The 13,513-nt window shown below is 68.5% G+C and carries 14 protein-coding genes; 8 read left to right on the forward strand and 6 right to left on the reverse strand.

Annotated features, from left to right (window positions below; translation table 11 throughout):
* Nucleotides 1–60 precede the first annotated feature (60 nt).
* The 4 genes from purM to ACV7NO_RS10745 are packed head-to-tail and all read left to right on the forward strand — an operon-like array spanning nucleotide 61 to nucleotide 2,697.
* Nucleotides 61–1,152 carry a phosphoribosylformylglycinamidine cyclo-ligase gene (gene purM / locus ACV7NO_RS10730; protein ID WP_463405988.1) on the forward strand — a complete coding sequence of 364 codons (1,092 nt, stop codon included), beginning with the start codon at nucleotides 61–63 and terminating at the stop codon, nucleotides 1,150–1,152.
* Between the two features lie 50 nt (nucleotides 1,153–1,202).
* Nucleotides 1,203–1,724 carry a phosphoribosylglycinamide formyltransferase gene (gene purN / locus ACV7NO_RS10735; RefSeq protein ID WP_463407321.1) on the forward strand — a complete coding sequence of 174 codons (522 nt, stop codon included), beginning with the start codon at nucleotides 1,203–1,205 and terminating at the stop codon, nucleotides 1,722–1,724.
* Nucleotides 1,721–2,098, forward strand: coding sequence for an MmcQ/YjbR family DNA-binding protein (locus tag ACV7NO_RS10740; RefSeq protein ID WP_463405989.1), 378 nt, complete (start codon nucleotides 1,721–1,723; stop codon nucleotides 2,096–2,098). Before purN ends, ACV7NO_RS10740 begins: the two co-directional genes overlap by 4 nt.
* A complete protein-coding gene (locus ACV7NO_RS10745) occupies nucleotides 2,095–2,697 on the forward strand; it encodes a hypothetical protein (protein WP_463405990.1) in 603 nt (200 codons plus the stop codon). The genes ACV7NO_RS10740 and ACV7NO_RS10745 overlap by 4 nt, the downstream gene beginning before the upstream one ends.
* Nucleotides 2,698–2,701: 4 nt before the next feature.
* Here ACV7NO_RS10745 and ACV7NO_RS10750 read toward each other — a convergent pair whose 3' ends face one another.
* The 4 genes from ACV7NO_RS10750 to ACV7NO_RS10765 form a co-directional block, all read right to left on the reverse strand.
* On the reverse strand, nucleotides 2,702–3,220 hold the full coding sequence (locus ACV7NO_RS10750) for an N-acetyltransferase family protein (protein ID WP_463405991.1): 519 nt from the start codon (nucleotides 3,218–3,220) through the stop codon (nucleotides 2,702–2,704).
* A complete protein-coding gene (gene ndk, locus ACV7NO_RS10755) occupies nucleotides 3,220–3,642 on the reverse strand; it encodes a nucleoside-diphosphate kinase (RefSeq protein ID WP_463405992.1) in 423 nt (140 codons plus the stop codon). The genes ACV7NO_RS10750 and ndk overlap by 1 nt, the downstream gene beginning before the upstream one ends.
* 78 nt (nucleotides 3,643–3,720) lie before the next feature.
* Entirely contained in the window at nucleotides 3,721–4,158 is a 438-nt protein-coding gene (locus tag ACV7NO_RS10760; RefSeq protein ID WP_463405993.1) for a DNA polymerase III subunit chi, read from the reverse strand.
* Nucleotides 4,159–4,260: 102 nt separating this feature from the next.
* The gene (locus ACV7NO_RS10765) at nucleotides 4,261–5,733 is read right to left on the reverse strand and encodes a leucyl aminopeptidase (RefSeq protein ID WP_463405994.1); all 1,473 of its coding nucleotides are present in this window, start codon (nucleotides 5,731–5,733) and stop codon (nucleotides 4,261–4,263) included.
* A 192-nt stretch (nucleotides 5,734–5,925) separates the two neighbouring features.
* Between ACV7NO_RS10765 and ACV7NO_RS10770 the strand changes: the two genes are divergently transcribed.
* The 4 genes from ACV7NO_RS10770 to rsmA all read left to right on the forward strand — a co-directional run bounded on the left by ACV7NO_RS10770 (nucleotide 5,926) and on the right by rsmA (nucleotide 11,480).
* Entirely contained in the window at nucleotides 5,926–8,163 is a 2,238-nt protein-coding gene (locus ACV7NO_RS10770; protein ID WP_463405995.1) for an LPS-assembly protein LptD, read from the forward strand.
* A 98-nt stretch (nucleotides 8,164–8,261) separates the two neighbouring features.
* On the forward strand, nucleotides 8,262–9,638 hold the full coding sequence (locus ACV7NO_RS10775; protein ID WP_463405996.1) for a peptidylprolyl isomerase: 1,377 nt from the start codon (nucleotides 8,262–8,264) through the stop codon (nucleotides 9,636–9,638).
* A gap of 10 nt (nucleotides 9,639–9,648) precedes the next feature.
* Complete coding sequence (gene pdxA, locus ACV7NO_RS10780) at nucleotides 9,649–10,650, forward strand: 4-hydroxythreonine-4-phosphate dehydrogenase PdxA (protein ID WP_463405997.1); 1,002 nt, start codon at nucleotides 9,649–9,651, stop codon at nucleotides 10,648–10,650.
* A 2-nt stretch (nucleotides 10,651–10,652) separates the two neighbouring features.
* Complete coding sequence (gene rsmA, locus ACV7NO_RS10785; RefSeq protein WP_463407322.1) at nucleotides 10,653–11,480, forward strand: 16S rRNA (adenine(1518)-N(6)/adenine(1519)-N(6))-dimethyltransferase RsmA; 828 nt, start codon at nucleotides 10,653–10,655, stop codon at nucleotides 11,478–11,480.
* 99 nt (nucleotides 11,481–11,579) lie between these two features.
* On the opposite strand, the gene ACV7NO_RS10790 is transcribed toward rsmA, so the two are convergent.
* Both ACV7NO_RS10790 and ACV7NO_RS10795 read right to left on the reverse strand, forming a co-directional pair.
* Nucleotides 11,580–12,086: a tetratricopeptide repeat protein gene (locus ACV7NO_RS10790; protein WP_463405998.1), complete on the reverse strand. Its 507-nt coding sequence runs from the start codon at nucleotides 12,084–12,086 to the stop codon at nucleotides 11,580–11,582.
* A gap of 36 nt (nucleotides 12,087–12,122) precedes the next feature.
* Nucleotides 12,123–13,283, reverse strand: a complete 1,161-nt coding sequence (locus tag ACV7NO_RS10795; RefSeq protein WP_463405999.1) for an RsmB/NOP family class I SAM-dependent RNA methyltransferase — start codon at nucleotides 13,281–13,283, stop codon at nucleotides 12,123–12,125.
* Nucleotides 13,284–13,513: the final 230 nt, after the last annotated feature.

Genomic DNA, 13,513 nt, shown 5'->3' on the forward strand with positions numbered 1-13,513 from the left:
CGAGCCTTTTGGCGAAGCGGGCGTGGAAATCCAAGCGCGATGTCGCTAACGGCGCTTCCCATGAGCGAAAACGGCTATACCTACGCCCAGGCCGGCGTATCGATCGCGGCAGGAAACGCGCTGGTCCGCGCGATCGGCCCGCTGGCGAAGGCGACGCGCAGGCCGGGGGCCGACGCGGACCTTGGCGGGTTCGGCGGCTTCTTCGACCTGAAGGCGGCGGGGTTTACCGATCCGCTGCTGGTTGCGGCGAACGACGGCGTCGGCACCAAGCTGAAGCTGGCGATCGATCACGGCCGGCATGCGGGCGTCGGCATCGACCTGGTCGCGATGTGCGTCAACGACCTGATCGTGCAGGGCGCGGAGCCGCTGTTCTTCCTGGACTATTACGCGACCGGCAAGCTCGACGCCGCGGTGGCCGAACAGGTCGTCGCCTCGATCGCGGACGGGTGTCGCGAAGCCGGGTGTGCGCTGATTGGGGGCGAGACCGCGGAGATGCCGGGCATGTATGCCGCGGGCGACTACGACTTGGCGGGCTTCTGCGTCGGTGCGGTCGAGCGCGATGCGGTCCTGACCGGTACTGCGATCGCGGCGGGCGACGTGGTGCTGGGGCTGGCGTCGTCAGGGGTGCATTCGAACGGTTTTTCGCTGGTCCGGCGACTGGCCGCGGACAAGGCGTGGAAGCTCGACCGTCCCGCAATGTTCGATCAGGACGCGCTGCTGATCGACCATCTGATGGCGCCGACGCGGATCTATGTGAAGAGCCTGTTGCCGCTGGTTCGCGCGCGGCGGATCAGGGGGCTGGCGCATATCACCGGCGGCGGTTTGCTCGAGAATATCCCACGCGTCCTCCCTGAGGGAACGCATGCGGTGATCGATGCCGATGCATGGGAGCAGCCGCGGTTGATGGCGTTCCTGCAGGCACAGGGCGCGATCGAGCCGGAAGAGATGGCGCGGACGTTCAACTGCGGGGTAGGGATGGTGGTGATCGTCGCGGCGGATGCGGCCGAGGCCGTCGCCGCGGATCTGGCGGCGGCCGGCGAGGCAGTGCTTCGGATCGGCCGGATCGACGCCGGAACGCGCGGCTGCACGGTACGTGGATCGGTAGAAACCTGGAGCGCGCAGTCCGACTGGACGGCGACGCACACGCAGTGACCGTCGGAAAGCGCAAGGTCGCGATCCTGATCTCCGGGCGTGGCTCCAATATGCAGTCGCTCTGTGCGGCGGCGCGCGATGTGAACTGCCCGTACGAAGTCGTACTCGTCGCGTCCGACAAACCCGCCGCGGCCGGGCTTGCCTGGGCGCTCGAACATGGCATCGCCACCTTCGCGCTGGCACCGAAGCCCATCGGCAAGCCCGCCTACGAGGCCGCACTCGACGCCGCCATTCGTGCGGCGGGGGCGGAGTTCATCGCGCTGGCGGGCTATATGCGGCTGCTCTCGAACGATTTCGTCGCGCGCTGGCGCAACCGGATCGTCAACATCCATCCCTCGCTGCTACCGAACTACAAGGGGCTCGACACCCATGCGCGCGCGATCGCCGCGGGTGATGCGGATGGTGGCTGCTCGGTCCATGTCGTCACCGAGGAGCTCGACGCAGGCGCGGTGATCGGTCAGGCGCGGGTCCCGATCCTGCCCGGTGACGACGTCGAATCGCTTGCCGCACGCGTGCTGGCGGCAGAACATGCGCTCTATCCCCGGATGCTGGCGGAGTATGTATCGCGATGAGCCCGGATTACCCCGCCGATCTCGAGCGGCTGCGCACGATCGCGCTGGCGCTTCCCGAAGCCATCGAGAAGCTGTCGCACGGATCGCCCGGGTTCTTCGTCGGGACCGGCAAGGCGTTCGCGTATATCTGGCACGATCATCACGCAGACGGCGAAACCGCGGTGATGGTGAGGACCGCAGATCGCGAGCAGCAGGCGATGCTCGTAGAGTACGACCCCGCGCTCTACTACATCCCTCCCTATCTGGGCCCGTCGGGCTGGATCGCGATTCGCGTCGGCGCACCGGACACCGACTGGGATCATGTCGGGAACAAGGTGGCGGAAAGCTGGGAACTTGCCGCACCGCGTCGGTTGCTCGAGGCAGGCGGGCGATGAGCGACATACCCGAAACACCGGCGGAACGTGCGGAAGCGGCCGCCACGCGGCGGCGCTGGATCACGCTCGCGGAGGTGCTGGCGGTGGCGGGGGTCGTGATCGCGGGGCTGACGCTGTGGAGCAACTGGTCGGATCGGCGCACCGACGAGCAGGCGAAGGTGCAGGCCGAAAGCAGCGAGGCGCGCGAACGGTCGCGCGTCGATCTGGAGGCCAGCGTGACTGGTGGCGGACGGACGCTCGTGATCGAGGATCCGAAGCATGACATTTCCGACATGGCAGTCGTCTTCCCCAACGCGCTTGGCGTTCCAGCGCAGCATCCGGTCGAGCCGAAGATCGACGCAGACTGGTTCGACGATGCGATCCTGGCCGCGACCGATGGCGGCGCGGACGACCGGGCGGGCCGGCTGCCGGTGCTGGTGACGGTCCGCTACTGGGACGGTGATATCGCGCGGGCGGCGACGAACACCTACGATATAATTTGGCGGACCGAGGGCCGGATGCTGCGCGGGCGGACGGTACGGCTCGACGGCCTGAGGCTACGCGCGCGGGGCGGCACGGCGAAGGCGCTCGACCCGCTATGGGCGCGCGCGCCGAAGTGACGCGTCAGAGGTCGCGGGCGTAGACGAAGTCGTCGTAGAGGGCTCTGCCGACCTTGAACTTGCGTTCCGCCACGACGCGGAAGCCCTGTCGTTCGTAGAAGGCACAGGCGCGCGTGTTGCGCGCGAAGACGCCGAGCAGGATCCGGCGGTAATGCATCGCGCTCGCGTCCGTGATCGCCTGCGCCATCAACATGGCGCCGAGGCCGGTGCCGCTGGTGAGCGACAGCGTGTAGATCCGGCGAAGCTCGATATCGGCCGTGCGGGTGTCGCCGACCTCGTCCGGGGTGGTCAGGACGGCGTAGCCGACAGGCGCGCCCGTGTCGGGATGCGTCGCGATCGTGACGACCGAGGCGGGATCCGCGATCCACGTCGCGAAGTGGGCGGGTGCACTCTTCGTCGCGAGATGCGCGACGATATCGTCCGCCGGCATGACGCCGACGAACGTCTCGAGGAAACTGGCTGCCGCGACGAGCGAAACCGCAGGCGCATCGCCCGCCTCCGCGCGTCGCAGCGGCCAGCGCATCAGCCCACGATCTCTTCCGGCTTGAAGAAGTACGCGATCTCGATCTCGGCGTTCTCATCCGAATCCGACCCGTGGACGGTGTTCGCCTCGATCGATTCGGCCAGTTCCTTGCGGATCGTACCGGGGGCGGCGTTCTCGGGGTTGGTCGCGCCCATGACGTCGCGGTTGCGCTGCATCGCATTGTCGCCCTCGAGCACCTGCACGACGACGGGACCTGACGTCATGAACGTCACCAGCTCGCCGAAGAAGGGACGCTCCTTGTGGACCGCGTAGAAGCCCTCGGCCTGCTCCGTGGTCATCTGGATGCGCTTGGAGGCGATGACGCGGAGGCCGGCCTCTTCCAGCATCTTCGTGACCGCACCGGTCAGGTTGCGGCGGGTGGCGTCGGGCTTGATGATCGAAAAGGTACGGTTCGCGGCCATGACGGTCACGGGCTCCTGTCGTTGGAAGTGGCGGAAAACTGCGGCGCTCGTAGGCGTGAGGGCGCACGAATGCAACCGTCAGGCAGCCTGTTCCCATCCGCCCGTTTCGGTCTGCTTCCAATAGCGCCGCTCGACGCCGTCGCGCTCGCCGAGCACCTTCCAGGCAAGCCGGGCCTCGCGGATCGTCTCGTCGTCGAAGAAGTGGAAGGCACGGTCGAATGCCAGCGCAGCGTCGCGCCACGTGCCGTCGATGATCGCGACGTGACGCGCACCGTTCGCCGGCGTGACATCGGCCGCGATCAGGATCGGTTGTGCGGTATCGTCGTCGCTGCCCGCTTGCGCGTGCGGCAGGAAGCTGTCGGCGGCATGCGTCCATAGCAGCCGGTCGATCGCGGCACGCTGCACCTCGTCCGCAGAAACGACGAGCAACCGCGCACCCGATGCGATAACCTTGCCGGCGATAACCGGCAACGCCCGGTCGAGCGCTGCCGTCAGGTGGTAGAAATCGACCTGCATGGTGACGGGCTATGGCGTCAAATCGGGCGGCCGTCACCCCGGACAAAGCCGGGGCGACCATTATGGCGAGATACCCGCCTTGGCCGGCATGGGGGCCGCGCGTTACGCCTCGAAATTATTCATGACGAAGCGGTCCAGCAGGCGCACGCCGTAGCCGGTTGCGCCCTTGTCCCAGGTCGCGGCGGGCTTGTCGGCCCAGACCATGCCCGCGATGTCGAGATGCGCCCATTTGACGCCGTCGTCGACGAAACGCTGGATGAACTGCGCCGCGGTGATCGAGCCCGCGCCGCGTACGCCGACATTCTTCATGTCCGCGATCGGCGAGTCGATCAGCTTGTCGTAGGCGGGCGACAGCGGGAAGCGCCACAACAGGTCGCCGCTCGCCCTGCCAGCCGCCAGCAACTGCTCGGCCAGTGTATCGTCGTTGGCGAACAGGCCGCCATGCTCGTGGCCCAAAGCGATAATCATCGCGCCGGTCAGCGTCGCGAGATCGACGATCGTCGCGGGCTTGAACGTCTGCTGCGTCCACGTGATCGCGTCGGCGAGGACGAGGCGCCCTTCCGCATCGGTATTGATGACCTCGATCGTCTGGCCGGACATCGACGTCACGACGTCGCCGGGGCGCTGCGCGTTGCCGTCCGGCATATTCTCGACGAGGCCCATCACGCCGACGACGTTCGCCTTGGCCTTGCGCGCGGCGAGCGCCTTCATCGCGCCGGCGACCGCGCCCGCGCCGCCCATGTCCCACTTCATGTCTTCCATGCCGGCAGCCGGCTTGATCGAAATCCCGCCGGTGTCGAACGTCACGCCCTTGCCCACCAGCGCCAGCGTCGGCGCCTCGGCGGCTGCGCCCGACCATTTGAGCGCCAGGATCCGCGCCTCGCGCACCGAGCCCTGGCTGACGCCGAGCAGCGACCCCATTCCCAACTCGCGCATCTGCGCCTCGTCGACGACGATCACCTCGAGCCCGAGTCCCTCGACGTCCTTCGTGACGTGCGCGACGAAGCTTTCGGGATAGAGGATGTTGGGCGGCAGCGTGACGAGCGTTCTGGTCAGCCCCAGCCCCTGGGTCACGGCGTCGCGGCTAGCCCACGCTGCTTCGGTCCCGTCCGGCGCGCCGACGATCGTGATCTGGGTGAGCGTCGGCTTCTGCTTCTCCGGCAGCTTGGTGCGATAGGTATCGTATCGCCATGCCCGCTGCTGTGCGCCCGCCGCGAATCTCGCGATCGCGGTCGGCGTCGGTGCGGTGTGCTCGAGGTCGACCGTGACCGCGGTCTTGCCCGAGGTCAGCAGGCGAGCGGAGAGGGCGCCGCCAGCACGCTCGTACCCAGGCTCGTCGCCGTCGCCGACGCCGAGCAGAACGACGTGCAGCGCGGTTCCGTTCTCGACCACGAACGCATCCGCGGACGATCCCGCTTCACCTTCGAATCGCTGCCCGGACGCCGCCGCACGCACGACCGCAAGCGATTCGGGCGAGAGGTCCGCGACGGCGACCGACATCGCGTCCGCCTTGGCGACCGGGACTGCGATCACGCCGGCGGCGGCGGGGCGGCTGGAAGCGAAAGTGATTTGCATGGGGGTGCGGATCCTGTTCTCGTTGACCGGCATCTCTAGGATCGCATGTCGCCGCGGGCAATGTCCGCGGTGGATTGCCGGGCTGCGTTCGCCGCGCACCCGATCCGCGATTGCAGCGGGGGTGAAGCGATGCGATAGGGCGCGTTCACCGCCGCCATCCCGGCCGCGCGTGGGGGCAAGCGGTCAGATTTCGTGAGGCGTTTCGAACCGACTGCCCTGGCCGTTCTGGCGCTGGCGCTTGCCCTCTCAGCGCCTGCGACCGCGCAGGATCTTCAGGATCGCGGTGTCGCGCCGCCACCGGCAGATGCCCCTGCCCCGACCGACCCCGATCAGGTGCAGTTCAGCGCCGGCGCGTTGGAATATGACAGCAACGACGATATCGTCACCGCGACGACCGACGTGCGCATGTTCCGCGAAGGCCAGCGACTGCGTGCCGACAGGGTGACGTGGAACCGCAAGACCGGCAAGGTTCTTGCGACCGGATCGATCGCGGTGACCAATCCCGAAGGCGACATCGCCTATGGCGATTCGATCGAGTTGACCGATTCGCTCAAGGATGGCGTGGTCGACAATATGCTCGTGGTGCTGGAGCGCGGCGGGCGGATCGCGGCGGAACAGGGCACGCGCGCGACCGATGGATCGATCTCGCTGCGCCGTGCCGCCTATACGCCGTGTGCGGTCGAGACGTCGGCGGGCTGCCCCAAGGAGCCGACGTGGAAGATCACCGCAGTGCGCGTGACCTATCGGCCCGATCGCCAGCGCGTCTATTATGTCGGCGCGCGGCTTAACCTGTTCGGCTTGCCGACGATCCCGCTGCCGAAATTCTCGCATCCGGTCGGCGATGGGAATGAGAGCGGGCTGCTTAATCCCAATATCCGGCTCAACCGGGTCAACGGGCTGGAACTATCGGTTCCCTATTATTTCAGCTTCGGGCCGAACAAGGGCCTGACGGTGACGCCGCGGATCTATACCAGTGTGCTGCCGATGCTGCAGCTGAACTACCGCTCGCTCAACGAGATCGGCGCATACAGCATCACCGGCTACGCGACGTCGAGCCGACGCAGCGACGATTTCAGCGGCAACGTGCCCGTCACCGAGCGTGCGTTCCGCGGTTATCTCGACGGCACCGGACGTTTCCAGCTTTCGCGAAACTGGAGCCTGTCGGGCTCGATGCGGATCGTTACCGACAAGACGTTCCTGCGCCGCTACGATATCTCGCGCGACGACCGGCTGCGGACCACGCTGGCCCTCGAGCGCGTCGATCCGAACAGCTATCTGTCGATCGCGGGCTGGGCGGTCCAGACGATGCGGCTGACCGATGTGCAAGGGTTGCAGCCTGTCGCGCTGCCCGAGATCGACTATCGGCTTCGGCTGCCCGAAGTGCTGGCTGGCGGCACGGTTCAGCTTCAGGCCAATTCGCTGGCGATCGGCCGCCGCGAGGGGCAGGATACGCAGCGCGCATTCGTGAGCGCGCAGTGGGACCTGCGGCGCCTGACGAACTGGGGCCAGGAAGTCACCTTCACCGCGTTCGCCCGCGGCGACGCCTACAACACCCGCGACACGCTCGCGACGTCGGTCGTTACCTATCGCGGGCTGGAAGGATTCCAGACACGTGCGATCGGTGCAGTCGCTGCCGACGTGAAATGGCCATTCGTCGGCACGTTGTTTGGGGGCACGCAGCGGTTTACACCGCGCGTTCAGCTCGTCGCCTCGCCGCGGATCGCGAACCTGACGCTGCCCAACGAGGATTCGCGCGCGGTCGATCTCGAGGATTCGAACCTCTTCGCGCTCAATCGCTTCCCGGGCTACGATCGCTGGGAGGATTCGTCGCGCGTCACCTATGGCGGCGAATGGGCGCTCGACATTCCCGGTGTCGCCATCAGCACGGTGATCGGACAAAGCTATCGTCTCAACGAGCGTCCCTCGATCCTGCCCGACGGCACCGGGCTGAGCGACCGGTTCTCCGACATCGTCGGACGTACCGAGGTGCGGGTCCGCGATTTCGTCTCGGTCGTCCACCGCTATCGCCTCGATCGCAGCGGCTTCGCGGTGCGGCGCAACGAGATCGATGCGACGATCGGCAGCCGCGCGACCTACCTGACGCTGGGCTATCTCCGCCTGAACCGCAACATCTCCGCCGCGATCGAGGACCTGCGCGACCGCGAGGAGGCGCGCGTGGGCGGGCGCGTGCAGTTCGGTCGCTTCTGGTCCGCCTTCGCCTCCGCGGTCGTCGACCTGACCGATCGCGGCGAGGACGTGCTGTCTCTGTCCGACGGATTCGACCCGATCCGTCATCGGATCGGCGTGCAGTACGAGGACGATTGCCTGCGCATGGGCGCGACGTGGAAGCGCGACTACCAGACCAATGGTGACGCGAGCCGCGGCAACAGCTACCTGTTGACGCTGGCGTTCAAGAATCTCGGCCGCTAAGCCGGGGTTCAGCCAGTTCTGCGCAAGTGGTCCCGTCCGGGCACCGTTCCGGCGCGATATGTTTCCGGCGCCTGCGCGCTCATGGGGTTTTGAAGCGAGTGATCCATACACGATCGAAGTCGGCATCGTCGAAGCCGACCCGCGCCGCGCGGACGTTCGGCCTCGTCCTTGCCGGGCTGGCGGCGACCGCTGCGGTGGCGCAGGATACCGTGCCCGACCAGGCAGTGCCGCAGACGAACCTCAACATACCGCAGAACCTGACAGTGTTCGGCAAGGTCGACCCCAACCTGCGCAAGCCCACCGCGATCGTCAACGATACCGTCATCACGGGCACCGACGTCGACCAGCGGGTCGCGTTGATCCTGTCGGCGAACCAGATGGCGCTGAACCCCGAGGAGCGCGATCGCCTTCGCCTCGAGGTGCTACGCCGGCTAATCGACGAGACGCTCCAGATCCAGGAAGCCAAGGCGCGCGACATCACGATCACGAGCGACGAGATCAACCAGAGCTTCGACCGGATCGCCAAGAACTTCGGCCGCACCGCGCCGCAGATGCGCGCGTTCCTGCGCGAACAGGGCTCGTCCGAGCGTTCGCTGCGCCGCCAGATCGAGGCGGAGCTGGCGTGGAGCCGCTATCTGCGTCGCCGCGTCGAGCCGTTCGTCAACGTCGGCGACGAGGAGGTGAAGGCGATCATCGACCGCCTCAAGGCCGCCCAAGGCACCGAGGAGTTCCATCTCAAGGAAATCTACGTCTCGGCGACGCCCGAGCGGACCGAGCAGGTCTTCGCGACCGCGCGCCAGCTGATCGGTGAGATCCAGAAGGGCAAGGCGCCATTCGACTATTTCGCGCGCACCTATTCCGAAGCCTCGACCCGCGCCGTCGGCGGCGATCTCGACTGGGTGCGCGCCGCGCAGCTTCCCGAGCAGATCGCCGCGGCGGCGGGGCAGATGCAGGTCGGGCAGGTCGCCGGGCCGGTCGAGGTGCCCGGCGGGTTCTCGATCCTGTACCTTGTCGACAAGCGCAAGGTGCTGGCGGCCGATCCGCGCGACGCCAAGCTGAACCTCAAGCAGATCACGATCCGCTTCCCGGCGGGCACGACCGAGGCGGACGCCGCGCGCCGGACGAGCGAGTTCGCCAAGGCGACGCAGGCGCTCCAGGGCTGCGGCTCGGTCGCGAAGGTCGCGGCGGGGATCAACGCCGAGGTGGTCGACAACGACACGATCCGCATCCGCGACCTGCCGCCGCAGCTCCAGACGATCGTCCTGGCGTTGTCGATCGGGCAAGCCACACCACCGTTCGGCTCGCCGACCGAGGGCGTGCGTACGCTGGTGCTGTGCGGCCGCGACGATCCGCCGGCGAGCGGCCTGCCGGGTGCGGACCAGATCCAGGGCCAACTCGAGCAGCAGCGGGTCAATCTTCGGGCGCAGCAGACGCTGCGCGACCTGCGCCGCGACGCGATCATCGAATATCGCTGAGGATCGCGCGGTGACGGTGCCGATCGCGGTTTCGATGGGCGACCCGGCGGGGATCGGTCCCGAGATCGTCGCCAAGGCCTGGGATGCGCGGCATGATCGTGCTTTGCCGCCCTTCGTCGCGGTCGGCGATGCCCGGGCGGTGGCGCGGGTGTGGTCCGGGCCAATCGCGACGGTCGGCGACCCTTCCGAGGTGGCGGGCGTGTTCGCCGATGCGCTGCCGGTGCTGACGGTCGAGGATGCGGGCGAGATCGTGCCGGGCGTGCCCGATATCGACGGCGCGCGCTGTGCGCTCCATTCGCTCGAGTTGGCGGCGGGCCTGGCGCGGTCCGGCGCGGCGCGGGCGATCGTGACCGGGCCGGTGTCGAAGGCACAGCTCTACCAGATCGGGTTCGTGTATCCGGGGCAGACCGAGTTCATTTCCGAGCGGTGCGGAATCGCGCCGGAGAATGCGGTGATGATGCTCGCCGGGCCGACGCTTCGGGTGGTGCCGATCACGACGCACGTGCCGCTCGCCGCGGTGTCCGAGATGCTGACGATCGAACTGATCGTGGCGAAGGCGCGGGCGACCGCGCGCGGTCTGGCGGTAAATTTCGGGATCGTCGCGCCGCGGCTTGCCTTTGCCGGGTTCAATCCGCACGCCGGCGAGAGCGGGGCGATCGGTCGCGAGGAGATCGAGGTGATGATCCCCGCGATCGAGCAATTGCGCGCCGAGGGGATCGACGCGACCGGGCCGTTCGCGGCGGACACGATGTTCCATCCGAGGGCGCGGGCGCGGTACGATGCGGCGATGTGCTGCTATCACGATCAGGCGCTGGTGCCGCTCAAGACGCTGCATTTCGACGAGGGGGTCAACATCACGCTGGGCCTGCCAGTGGTACGGACGTCGCCCGACCACGGCACCGCATTCGATCTGGCGGGACAGGATCGCGCCGAGCCGGGCGCGACGATCGCGGCGATCGCGATGGCGGGCGAGGCGGCGACGCGGCGGATGCGCTGCGGGAAGGTGGCGTGACGGTGCGCGAGCCGGCGGTGCCGCTGCCGCCGTTGCGGGAAGTGATCGCGCGGCACGGGCTGGCGGCGTCGAAGGCGCTGGGGCAGAATTTCCTGTTCGATGCGCAGCTGCTCGACCGGATCGCACGGGTGCCGGGGGATCTCGCCGATGCGGAAGTGCTGGAGATCGGGCCCGGGCCGGGGGGATTGACGCGGGCGCTGCTGGGACGGGGTGCACGGGTGATCGCGATCGAGCGGGATCATCGCTGCATCCCGGCGCTGGGCGAACTGGGCGAGGCCTTCCCGGACCGGCTGGCGGTGATCGAGGGCGACGCACTGGAGGTGGATGCCGCGGCGTTGTTCGCGGGGCAACCGCGGATCGTCGCGAACCTGCCGTACAACGTCGGCACCGCGCTGCTGGTGCGGTGGCTGTCGGCGGAGTGGATGCCGTGGTGGCGGAGCCTGACGCTGATGTTCCAGCGCGAGGTGGCGGACCGGATCGTCGCGAAGGCCGGGGACGACGCTTACGGCCGGCTGGCGGTGCTGGCGCAGTGGCGATCGACCGCGCGGCTGGCGATGCCGGTGCACCGGTCCGCGTTCACCCCGCCGCCCAAGGTGATGTCCGCCGTGGTGCATATCGAACCGGTCGAAGCGCCCAAAGGCGTGCGGCTGGCGACGCTGGAGCGGGTGACCGCGGCGGCGTTCGGGCAGCGGCGCAAGATGCTGCGGCAGAGCCTGCGCGGGGTGCCGGGGGCGTTGGCGGCACTGGAGGCATTGGGGATCGAGGCGACGCGGCGGGCGGAGACGGTGTCGGTCGACGAGTTCGTCGCGGTGGCGCGGGTTCTGGGGTAAGCCAGAGGAACGGCAACACCCTTCGACTGCCTGCCAAGGCAGGCGCTCAGGACGGGCTTCGACAGGCTCAGTGCGAACGGACGTTGTTGGTGCCCCGCCCTATTCCTTCGCGGTGGTCGGCTTGGCGGGGACGACCGAGGCGGTCGCGACCGGCGGGGGTCCCTTGGCGATCGTGGCGGCGAGCGAGGTGGCCTGCGGACACGCGCCCTTGCAGAGCGTCTTGATCCTCGCGAGGTTTTCCTTCGCGCGGATCACGGCGCCTTTGGCGACAAGCGCTTCCCCCTGCCCTTCGAGCGCGACGACGTCGTTGGGTTCGAGGAGCAGCGCCTCGCGGTAGAGACGGATCGCTTTGCCGGGGAGCTGGCGCGCCTCGGCGACCTGCGCGAGCGCGACGAACGCCTGGCGGTTGCGCGGATCGACCGCGACCGCGGTTTCGAGCATGTCGGTCGCGCCGTCGAGATTGCCCGCGGCTTTCGCGGCGCGGCCTTCCGCAAGCAGCGCCATCGACTTCGCGTCGATCTGGTCGTCGGGACGCTGCCCCTGTAGCGAGGTGGAGATCGACACCAGCGCCAGCGATAGGGCGACAGCGACGGAGGTATAACGCATGATCGGCTCCAGTTTCGGCACGATATCAGTCGGCTATCATGGCGCGCGCAGCCGCGCGACAAAAAAGCCGTCGGTGGCGTCGTGCGCGGGGGTGAGGCGCAGGCCCGCGCCACGCGGACGGCCGGCGGGGAGCGCCAGCGGCTCGGCCTGCCAGGTCGGATGATCGGCGAGGAACTGCGCCACCTGCCCCGCGCCCTCGTCGTCGAGGAGCGAGCAGACGATGTAGACGAGCGCGCCACCCGGCCGGACGAGCGGGCGCGCGATGTTGAGGACGTGGCGCTGCGTCTCGACGAAGCGCGCGATCCGGCGCGGATCGAGCCGCCAGCGCGCCTCCGGGTTGCGCCGCCACGTGCCGGTGCCGGAGCACGGCGCATCAATCAGCACGGTATCTGCCCTGCCCTGCCAGTCCGCGAGCGCCGCGGCTTCCTGCGCGGGGTTGAGGAGGCGGGGCTCGACGATCGAGACGCCGGCCTTGCGCGCGCGGGGTTCGAGCCGCGACAGGCGCGCGCGATCGATGTCGCAGGCGAGGATCGCGCCGGTATCGTCCATCGTCGCGGCAAGCGACAGCGTCTTGCCCCCCGCGCCTGCACACAGGTCGACGATCGACTGGCCCGGCTTCGCCTGCGCGGCCATCGTGACGATCTGGCTGCCCGCGTCCTGCACCTCGACCTGACCTGCGAACGGATCGACATTGGTGCCGGCGGGCAGGCGCAGCGCGTCGGGGAGGCCCGCGATCGGCTCCGCACCGGGGATGTCGAGATCGGCCTCGACGCGGCGATTGACGCGCACGTCGAGCGGCGCGCGTTCGATCAGCGCGGGAAGCTCGTCGCCGTCGATGCCCGAAGCGGCGAGGACCTTGAGCAGCGCGGGCGGCGCGATGCCTGCGGTCGCGACGGGTTCGCCCGCAGTGATGGGAGCGGGGCACATCGGCGCGCCGTCGAAGGTCTTGGCGAGCGCCGCGTCGTCGCGCGCGAGGCCGACGAGCGCGGAGCGCCCGGTTGGCGGCGCGCTGCCCGCGCGGCGGATCGCGGCGTAGACGAGCTCGCGGATCGCGCGGCGGTCCTTCGAGCCGGCGTAGCGGCGGGTCGAGAAATAGCGCGCGATGATCGTGTCGGCGGCGGCACCGCCGTCACGGGCGGCGACGACGATCGCCTCGAGCAGGTCGATCGCGGCTTGCGAGCGGGCGCCGGGGGTCATGCGCGGAAGGTCGCAAAAGGCGCACCAAGCGGGCGGAAGTTGCCGAAGTTGTCACTACGTCGCGGTGAAAATGCGGGTCGCGATGAAAATGCGGCGAACCGAGTGGCACGCGCTCTGCCCGTTCGGGCTGAGCCTGTCGAAGCCGTGCCCTCCCTCTTTTGCGTCGGAAAGAAGAAAAGCAGCACCCTTCGACTGCCTGCCTGCGGCAGTCGCTCAGGACAGGCTTCGAC

It is taken from the genome of Sphingomonas sp. Ell38C01, assembly GCF_055231975.1.